Source organism: Frankia sp. Hr75.2 (genome assembly GCF_949319125.1).
GTDB classification, from domain to species: domain Bacteria; phylum Actinomycetota; class Actinomycetes; order Frankiales; family Frankiaceae; genus Parafrankia; species Parafrankia soli.
In genome coordinates, this window is record NZ_CASGGV010000124.1 from 1 (window position 1) to 2,214 (window position 2,214).

General features: G+C 73.3%; 1 protein-coding gene and 1 pseudogene. One reads left to right on the forward strand and one right to left on the reverse strand.

Annotation, left to right across the window (positions count from 1 at the left end; genetic code table 11):
* A pseudogene (locus AC559T_RS11790) lies at positions 1-572 on the reverse strand (hypothetical protein); the annotation flags it as partial.
* Between the two features lie 221 nt (positions 573-793).
* Here AC559T_RS11790 and AC559T_RS11795 point away from each other — a divergent pair.
* On the forward strand, positions 794-2,214 hold a 1,421-nt coding region (locus AC559T_RS11795; RefSeq protein ID WP_498868716.1), incomplete at its 3' end, for an RNA polymerase sigma factor.

Sequence of the window (2,214 nt, forward strand, 5' to 3'; positions counted from 1 at the left end):
AACCAGGCGATCTCGTACCGCACCTGGATATAGCCGGCCCCCCGGAGGGTCACATGGTCGCCGCGGTACATCATCACGTACTTCCCGCCGATGTAGCCCGGCACGGGGTTCTGGTACTTCCCCGCCACGGCGGTCACCTCGCCGTCGGGGCGGCTCGGCAGCGGTCCAGGGACCTGTAGCTTCGGCGGCGCATCGTCGACCTCGTCGACGGTGCTGCCGTATGCACCGGTATCGGTGCCCGGCGATGGCGTGCCGGTCGCCGCCGCCGACGGGGGCACGCTTCCCGGCGGTGTCGCCGGGGTGGCGCCGCCCGAGGGTGCCCCAGAAGGACTCGCGGTCACCTCTGCCGAGGTCGCCTCCGCCGCGGGCGTGGTCGGCGCCGCGGACGCGATCGGGGCCAGGGCCGAGGTCGGCGCGGCCGTCGGAGCACCGCTGCCTGCCTGCGATCCGGGCCCGGGGAGGCATCCCGCCAAACCGATCGTGACCGCCAGCGCCGCCGGCATCATGGCTACAGCCAACGGCATGCGGCGCTTGGCGCGACGGACGTCTATCCCCTCGTCGTTGATCCTCACTATGTCCAAGTCCTTCCAGGTCGTGTCGCCCTCGTTCCCCTCCGCAGGGGAGACGGCAGCCCCGGCGGGTCGGTAGCGCAACAGACAATCGCAATCCGGACAACAGGCCCGACCTCGGCGCTCGCGGCGCGGCGGCCGCTCGCCGTTGTTCGACTCGTGATCGCGCCGTGTGTTGTCCCCAGCCGGGCACCGCGTCTCCTGAAGCAGGAGGTGGGAACGCTGTGCATGCTGACGGACCGTGCCAGGCCGCGGCGCCGGACGCCGGAGCGCGGGATGCGCAAGCCCGCGAGGCCGGGGAACCGGACGCGGTCACGGTCGGGGCCGCCCAACGCGGCGACCGGCAGGCGCTGGACTCCCTGATCGCCTGGTATCTGCCGCTGCTCTACAACATCGTGGGCCGGGCGCTGGGTGGCCATGCCGACGTGGATGATGTCGTCCAAGAAACGGTGCTGCGGGCCATCCGCGGACTCGGCGAACTGCGGGATCCCGCCAGGTTCCGCCCGTGGCTGGTGGCGATCGCGGTACGGCAGGTGCGGGACCGCGCACGGGCACGCCGGGCGGCTCCGCTACCGGACGGCGATCTACACGGCCCGCTGGAGCCCGCTGATCCGGGCTCGGACTTCGTCGGCCTGACGATCACCCGGCTCGACTTGTCCGGGCAGCGGCGTGAGGTCGCCGAGGCGACGCGGTGGCTGGATCCCGCCGACCGGCACCTGCTGTCGCTGTGGTGGCTGGAGGTGGCCGGCGAGCTGACCCGCGCGGAGGTCGCCGCCGCGCTCGCGCTGAGCCCGCGGCGGGTCGCCGCCCGAGTACAGCGCCTAAAAGCGGAGCTGGACGCAACAAGGATCGTCGTACGGGCGCTCGCCTCACGGCAGCGGTGCCTGGGGCTGACGGAGCTGACCGGGGAGTGGGAAGGGCGCCGGGACGCCGTCTGGCGACGGCGGGTCCTGCGGCATACCCGGGCATGCGCGGTGTGCACCCGCCACCGCGACGATCTCTTCCCGGCGGACACTCTGCTGACCAACCTGGGACTCGTGCCCGTGCCGGTCATGCTGCAGGCCGCGGTGACCGGCGCCCATGCTGCTCCTGTCGCGCCGGCGATCATCGGTGGTGGCGCCGCGTCCGGCTTCGGCGCAGCGAGTGCGTCCGGACTGGTCTCGCACACGGCCGCGCTGACCACGGTCGGGGCCGCGACGGTGGCGGCTGCCGTCACCGGCATGGTCGTCCTCTGGCCTTCCCCGCCACCCGCGCCCGGGGTCCCGCATCCGCGGCCTGCGGCGTCGGCAACCCCGCACGGCGCATCGCCTGGAACGGCGCCGGCCACCCTCCCGGCGCCCGCGGTTGGGCCCACGGCGGCTCAGCCGACCCCGACCCCGACCCCGACCGTCCTGCTACCCACCGCTCCCGCCCTGCCCAGGTACGGGCAGAACGTTGACACGGCGGATCAGGCGCCGCCCATGGATCGCCGCCCGGGCAGCCTGCCGCGCCGGCCCGAGGACCCAGCTGTGACGGCCGTGGGCGGCAGCTACCAGAATCCGTACTCTGGAGCGCCCGGCAGCAGCTACGTCATGACGCATCGGGGCGAAAGCATCACGTTGCGGGGGCGGGGGTACGTCCAGGTCCGGTACCAGATCGCGTTCTC